Source organism: uncultured Brachyspira sp. (assembly GCF_934747485.1).
In the GTDB taxonomy this organism is placed as follows: Bacteria; Spirochaetota; Brachyspiria; order Brachyspirales; family Brachyspiraceae; genus Brachyspira.
On record NZ_CAKVGN010000102.1, the window covers coordinates 1 to 6,787 of the forward strand.

Genomic DNA, 6,787 nt, shown 5'->3' on the forward strand with positions numbered 1-6,787 from the left:
AATTGGGTTATTTATATTATAAGGAATACCTACTTTTTTTAACTAAAAAATGTGCAATATCTCTGGCTCCTAAACATATATGGGTTCTTATTTATATTGATATTTATTTATAATAAAATATAATAAAAGTTAGTAAAAAGGAGTAAAGGTATAATGAAAACTTCTGTAATTATCATGGCTGGCGGAATAGGGGAGAGATTATGGCCATTAAGCAGAGAAAAAAAACCAAAACAATTTTTAAAAATAATTGATAATAAATCCCTTATAGAACAGACAATAGATAGAGCTTTACAAATTACAGAAGAAGAAAATATTTTTATAATAACAGGAAAGAGATATAAGGAAGCTTTTTTTACTTATATATCAAACTTTAAAAAAGATAATATTATATATGAACCTATTGGCAGAGATACTGCTGCTGCTGTGGCTTTGGGAGTATTAACTGTAAAAGAAAAAATAGGTAATTCAAATGTGGTAATAATTCCTGCTGACCCTATAATAAAAGAAGAGGATATATTTGTAAATACCATAAAAGAGGCAATTAAATTGACATCAGAAACTAAAAATATAGTAATTGTAGGAATAAAACCAACAAGGGCTGAAACTGGATATGGATATATAAAATTAGATAAAAACATAAAAGGCAATGAATATATTGTTCATAAGTTTGTAGAAAAGCCCGATTTAGAAAACGCAAAGAAGTTTTTGGAAGATGGAAGTTATTTATGGAATAGCGGTATGTTTATATGGGATAGTGAAAGCATATTAGACAGTATAAACAAATTTATGCCTGATACTTTTAATAAAGTAAATGAGGCATTAAAAAATATTAACGATGAAAATAAAGCATTAGAAATATTTAACAGCATTGATAAAATTTCTTTCGACTTTGGAATAATGGAGAAATTAGAAGATATTATATGTATAAAGTCAGAGTTTTTTTGGGACGATTTGGGAGCTTTTTCTGCACTTGGAAGAATACATGATAAAGATGAAAATAATAATGTTGTAATAGGGCAGGTATATCTTAAAAACTCTAATAATAATATAATAATAAATGATGATGATGATTTGCTTACTTTAAATGGAATTAATAACACAACAATAGTAAAATCTAATGGTGTTGTTTTAATGTATCCAAACAATGAAGATTCTAAAATAAAAGAGATATTAAAAGATATTAGAGAGAAAAATGAATTAAATAAATATAGAGAATTATTATAATTTTATATTTTTTTATTTAGAATAGTTTCTTTATATATTTTTTCTTTTGCTTGTTTTATTTTTTCTTTGCTTTCTTTTTCTTTTTTGTTTTTTTGATTATCTTCTATAAGTGTGCCATTTATTAATACATTTTTTAATATTATATTTTCATTGTTAATCAATTCATTAGGTAAAGTTATGCCTTTTATTTCAACATTTTCTAATTTAAAACTTTTATGAAAAATAAGGTTTCTGAAATCTGCATCCTTTTCAACTATTATATTCTCTAATGAAAAATCATCTTTTAAGTTCACATTTAATAAACTTAAATTATTACTAAAATGAACATGATTGAAAACAGATTTTTTTATAAAGTCAGAATTAGTAAAATTGGCATCGCAGTTAATTTTAGCATTATATAAATTAATGGATTCAAAATTAGACATCGAGAAGTTTAAATCCATATTTATAGTAGTATTTTTCATTATAATTTCTTTGTTTATGTTGGACATTTTTATAAATATGCCGGAATCAAATAAAGCATTAGTGAAATCAAGTGATATATCTAATTTCAAATTATTAATATTAAATGGTGCATAAAATGAAGCATCAGAAAAATTAAAGTTAGAATCTTTTTCTATTTTTAAGCTTTCAAAACTAAAGCCTTCATAGCTAATCATATGAGAAAAGTTATAGTGCCCTCTATATATATCATCTCTTATAATGTTTCTAAATAGATTAGCTGGTTTACTATCTGATTTATGATGTATAATGCATAAATCATCTTTATAAACTTCTCTGTCGCATTTTTCTGTGTTTGATATTAATTGTTTACATATATTAGGCATAATTATTAAAACATAAAGCTTAAACCAAAATCATGCGAAATATTATTTTTGTTAAACTCATCAAATATTATAGCATAATCAAGTCTAAACAAATCAATATATAATGAAAGCCCCAAAGAAACTCCATTATTTCCAATACCAAGTCTTGCTAAAATACCGCTTGGCAATTTAGCAGAACGTCTTTTTTGCATAGCACTAGGCTCATCTAATACACTCTCAGGCAAATCATCAAACCAAGAAGAAGAAGATTTATTAAATAATCCTAATTTATTAAAATCTATTATCATAGCTTCAAGACCCAAAGATATATTATGAGTGATAGAAGGAACTCCAACAGAATAATTAAGCGAAACTGATACTGTAGAATCTTCTTTAGCATAAGCAACTGAAGCTACTATGTCGGTGTCTATATTGCCAAATACATTATCGTAAAAACCAAAATTCCTAATACCAGCACCAATTTTAAATACAGGAGTAAAAATAGATTGCATATAATATATGTCTAAAAATCCTCCAAAAATGTTTTTATTTAAAGAATTATTTAATACTCCTTTAATATTTCCACCTATAAAAGATTTATCATTTATAGCATAGGCAAAAGCAATGTTCGCTAAATAAACTCCGTTGTATATACTATCTTTTTTATTTCCAAGTATGTCATAAGATTGTATTTTATTTATTTCTGAAGCAAATCCAAAACCTATAGCATAAGAATTACCTGTATGAGAATATGATGCATTAAATATGTATTCGTTTTTAAAATCTGGCGATAGGGTGTAATTTATATTAATGCTATCTCTAATAAGCCCCATTAGTGAGGCTGAGTTTACAAATAATGCAGAAGAATCATTTCCTATTAAAAAAGTGCTGTTCATCATTCCTCTGCTTCTTGTGCTTGTATAATTTAAAATAGATAAAGAATGTCTTGAGGATAATGTATCAGCGTATAATAAAAAGCTAAATACAAAAAGAATAATAAAAATAAAACTTAATTTTTTTATCACGATAAAACTCTAATCAATAATTTTTGTTATTATAACATATAAGAACCCTTAATACAATAAAATAATAGTTTGTAATAATAAATTATTGTATGGGCTAAACTAAGTATATTTTGTTATGCGAGTTTTATGCTTTATTCAACTTTTCCCGCAGCTCGCACCACAGGCACTTCCTTCGGTCGCGGTGCAGACTTAGTCAAAAGAACCAAAAAGTGTAAGTGCTATAGCTTTATATATTTGGAGCATATAAATCTAAAATAATGTCTATATTTTGTATATATATGAAAAGCTAAACTTATTAAATGCAGTTCTTTTGCTTCTTTTATACCAATACCGAGTAGGTGCCTATCGGCAAAAGAAGTGGTGGTGCGGGGGTTAGCCCCCGAAAACAATAAAAACATAAGAACTAATTTTTTTACAAACTTAAAAATATTTTTTATTATTTATTACCAAAATCATAATACAAAATATATTGCTCTATTAAATATTTTTCGCCATAATAAATTAATGCTATATAATATTCTCTATTTTTGCTAAAGTTTATATTGTCAATTCTGTTTACTGCTTTTTTTATGTAATTATAATTTTCATCAAAAAGTATAATCTCTATATCTTCTTTATATTCTAATATAATATTTATATAAGAATCTATATCTGTTTTGTTTTTTATTCTGTAAAAATCTATATCTATAATATTTTCATTTTTTAAATATGGTTTAATTTTTTCATCTAAAACTAAGTCTTTATTAATAAAAAAACCGTTTATTTTTTGATTAGGATATTCTATTTCTTCAGCATAAAATATATTATCATTATATTCATTGCCATTTTTATATTTATAATCTTCAGAAAAATTTAGTTTTAGGTTATAGTCAACTTCATCTTGAGAGGTTAATTTTAATAAATATTCTTTTTCATTTAATAAAATATTTTTTAATTCTATATTTCCAAAGTAATTTTTTGCCTTTTGAGTTTCTACTCTAAAAACAATATCCCTATTTTCTTTATTATAAAACTCTAATACAATATCAGAGTTATTGTTAGCATAAAAACCAAAGTTCATTATAAAACCATTAGTAGGCTTAATATGATAATAGTCTATATCATCAATTTTAAAACTTCCTTTTAAGCTAATATCAGACTCTATAAATTGAGCATACTCTTCATTATTATTAGGCTCTATTTCATTAACTGTATTTGAATTGTTATTTTTATTGCAAGAAATTAATAATGTAAACGTGAAAATTAATATAATATTTTTTATCATAAAATAATTAATCATTCCATAGCAACAATTTTTAAATAATGTAAAAACTCTTTATCATCGCACATAGTTTTTCCATCATCATCAGACAACTTAGCAACAGGCTTACCATTAACCATCTGAAGTTTCATTACAATATTTAAAGGTTTAGCAATAGGCTCAAAATCATTCATAATAAATGTACCTATTCCAAATGTAACTTTAGTTTCGTTTTTGAACTCTTTATATATATTATAAGCTTTATCAAAATTAAGGCTGTCAGAGAAAAGAAGAGTTTTAGTTTTGGGGTCAATTCTTAAATCTTTATAATGCTTTATAACTTTGTATCCCCATTCAATAGGGTCTCCGGAATCATGCCTTATGCCGTCATATAGTTTTGCAAAATATAAATCAAAATCTTTTAAAAATTTATCTGTTCCTAAAGTGTCTGATAATGCAATGCCTAAATCTCCTCTATATTCATTAACCCAAGATTGAAGCATGAATTTCTGACTCTCCGCAAGCCTAACCTTATCTAAAGCCTGCCCAACTTGATAATATTCATGAGCATTAGTTCCAACAGCAAGTAGATTATACTTCTGAGCAAAATATACATTACTTGTACCTACCAAACAATCAGCAGGAACTTTTTCTTTTAATATAGAAATAGCCCTGTCTTGCCACTTAAAAGAAAATCTTCTCCTTGTTCCAAATTCAGAAAATTTAAAACCATTATCATTATTGTATATAGGAAGCAATTTTTTATCTAACTTTTTTATTAGATTTAATTCTCCCTGTCTATAAACCTCTTTTTCTCCATTAGTTTTACAAATAGTGTAGTAATAATATATTTCGCTAATCATTGCAAGTACAGGTATTTCCCAAAGAATAGTTTGATACCAAGGACCTTCTATAGAAACGGTTAATTTATTATCATCAAAAGAGGCATTAATATGCTCTTCTAAAGGTCTATATAATTTTAAAAACTCTATATAATCTCTCTTTATAAATCTTAGTGAAGCTAAATATTCAAGTTCATGTTTTTGGAATGTTAGATTGCAAAAATGTTTTATCTGTTTTAAAAGCTCTTCATGCATTTCCTTAGTCCATTCTAACACATTTCTGCTTCTAAAAATATATTTTACCCAAACATTAGAAAATTGTCTTAAAGCACATTGCTGCATCGTGAATTTATATAAATCAGTATCAAGCAAGCTATTTATTATTGTATCCATAAATAAATCCTTAAAAAACCTTATCTATTTTTTATTTCTTTCTATAATTTTAGAAAGTTGATAAAGTCTGTATATACCAGATATAAACCCAAAAAATATACCAGCTATAGTAAATAATGGAGAAGTATTTAATTTTTTATCAGCCAAGTTTCCAACAAAAGCAAGCCCAAGTATTATACTTCCAAACTCAATACCCAAAGCAGTGTATTTTATTCCATTTTTTATATTATTCTTGCTGTTCATAATTAAGCGTTGTAAAAATTAAAGGATTAACATATTCAGAAGCTAATTTTAATTCATATTCAAGTTCGCCTGTTTTGGCATTTCCTATAATATCGCCTTTTTTTACATCAACATTTGTTTTTACAGAAGTAGTGGCTAATCCTTTATAAGTAGTTATAATACCGTACCTGTGATAAATAACTATACTTACTCCTTCATCTTTATTGTATACTACACTATTAATTGTACCGGAAGCTGTTGCTCTAACAAGTGTACCTGCTATTGTTTGAAAGCCTATGCCTTTTGATAAAAGAGAGTCTTTTTGATATGGTTTTGATATAACAGCATATCTGGAATCTATTGGTGTAATTGTAGGCACATACTCCAATGCATTATTTTTAGAATTAATATTAGCTTTCAATTCTTCTAAATAATTTTTTAAATTTTCAAATTCTTTAGCTCTGGCATTTAAAAGTGTTATATTATCAGCATTATTTGTATTTAATAAATTAGTATTTTCTATTTTAAATTTATTCATCATATTAGACATATCTGCTCTGTAAGAATCATTAGAAAATACTGAATTAAATAAATTTTCTAAAGAATTAATTTCCTCAAGCCTCTCTTGATAGCTTCCTGTAAGAACAAGTGTTTTGCTTGCAATAACTGTATTTTTTGTAAGAGATGAGAAGGTTATTAAGAGAGCTACTGCTATAATTAAAAGTATTATCAAAATTCCATATATAGGTATTGATAAAGTTTTAGTCTTTTTTTTAGAATGCGGTATAAACATAAAATATAGTCTATGGGACAGTATTTTATGCAGTTTGTAAAAAAGTGAAGAATTGTTAGAATTATTCTTTTTATAAAAGTTGTTTTTTTTCTTTTTTTTATTTTTATACATATGCAAAAATTATATCAATAATATAAAATTATATCAATATAAAATAAATATATACTTGTTTAGGAGCCATACATATTGCACGTTTTTTAGTTTAAAAAAAGCAGGTATTCCTTATAATTTAATTAACTAAA

The 6,787-nt window shown here is 25.4% G+C and carries 7 protein-coding genes; 1 reads left to right on the plus strand and 6 read right to left on the minus strand.

Annotation, left to right across the window (positions count from 1 at the left end):
- The first annotated feature begins 153 nt into the window (after nucleotides 1-153).
- Complete coding sequence (locus tag Q0H31_RS12640; protein ID WP_295298728.1) at nucleotides 154-1,224, plus strand: mannose-1-phosphate guanylyltransferase; 1,071 nt, start codon at nucleotides 154-156, stop codon at nucleotides 1,222-1,224.
- A gap of 2 nt (nucleotides 1,225-1,226) precedes the next feature.
- Here the strand turns inward: Q0H31_RS12640 and Q0H31_RS12645 are convergent, their stop codons facing one another.
- The 6 genes from Q0H31_RS12645 to Q0H31_RS12670 all read right to left on the minus strand — a co-directional run bounded on the left by Q0H31_RS12645 (nucleotide 1,227) and on the right by Q0H31_RS12670 (nucleotide 6,656).
- Nucleotides 1,227-2,051: a hypothetical protein gene (locus Q0H31_RS12645; RefSeq protein ID WP_295298730.1), complete on the minus strand. Its 825-nt coding sequence runs from the start codon at nucleotides 2,049-2,051 to the stop codon at nucleotides 1,227-1,229.
- Nucleotides 2,052-2,056: 5 nt separating this feature from the next.
- Nucleotides 2,057-3,055, minus strand: a complete 999-nt coding sequence (locus tag Q0H31_RS12650) for a hypothetical protein (RefSeq protein WP_295298732.1) — start codon at nucleotides 3,053-3,055, stop codon at nucleotides 2,057-2,059.
- A gap of 436 nt (nucleotides 3,056-3,491) precedes the next feature.
- Nucleotides 3,492-4,319, minus strand: coding sequence for a DNA-binding protein (locus Q0H31_RS12655; RefSeq protein WP_295298734.1), 828 nt, complete (start codon nucleotides 4,317-4,319; stop codon nucleotides 3,492-3,494).
- 11 nt (nucleotides 4,320-4,330) lie between these two features.
- Entirely contained in the window at nucleotides 4,331-5,530 is a 1,200-nt protein-coding gene (gene pncB / locus Q0H31_RS12660) for a nicotinate phosphoribosyltransferase (RefSeq protein ID WP_295298736.1), read from the minus strand.
- Nucleotides 5,531-5,554: 24 nt separating this feature from the next.
- Nucleotides 5,555-5,773: an AtpZ/AtpI family protein gene (locus Q0H31_RS12665; RefSeq protein ID WP_219710033.1), complete on the minus strand. Its 219-nt coding sequence runs from the start codon at nucleotides 5,771-5,773 to the stop codon at nucleotides 5,555-5,557.
- Complete coding sequence (locus Q0H31_RS12670) at nucleotides 5,757-6,656, minus strand: M23 family metallopeptidase (RefSeq protein WP_295298740.1); 900 nt, start codon at nucleotides 6,654-6,656, stop codon at nucleotides 5,757-5,759. The genes Q0H31_RS12665 and Q0H31_RS12670 overlap by 17 nt, the downstream gene beginning before the upstream one ends.
- Nucleotides 6,657-6,787 lie beyond the last annotated feature (131 nt).

Coding starts and splice junctions, on each gene's coding strand:
- Q0H31_RS12645 (WP_295298730.1), bottom strand. CDS start 2,051: ATGCCTAATATATGTAAACAATTAATATCAAACACAGAAAAATGCGAC.
- Q0H31_RS12665 (WP_219710033.1), bottom strand. CDS start 5,773: ATGAACAGCAAGAATAATATAAAAAATGGAATAAAATACACTGCTTTG.
- Q0H31_RS12670 (WP_295298740.1), bottom strand. CDS start 6,656: ATGTATAAAAATAAAAAAAAGAAAAAAAACAACTTTTATAAAAAGAAT.
- pncB (WP_295298736.1), bottom strand. CDS start 5,530: ATGGATACAATAATAAATAGCTTGCTTGATACTGATTTATATAAATTC.
- Q0H31_RS12640 (WP_295298728.1), top strand. CDS start 154: ATGAAAACTTCTGTAATTATCATGGCTGGCGGAATAGGGGAGAGATTA.
- Q0H31_RS12655 (WP_295298734.1), bottom strand. CDS start 4,319: ATGATAAAAAATATTATATTAATTTTCACGTTTACATTATTAATTTCT.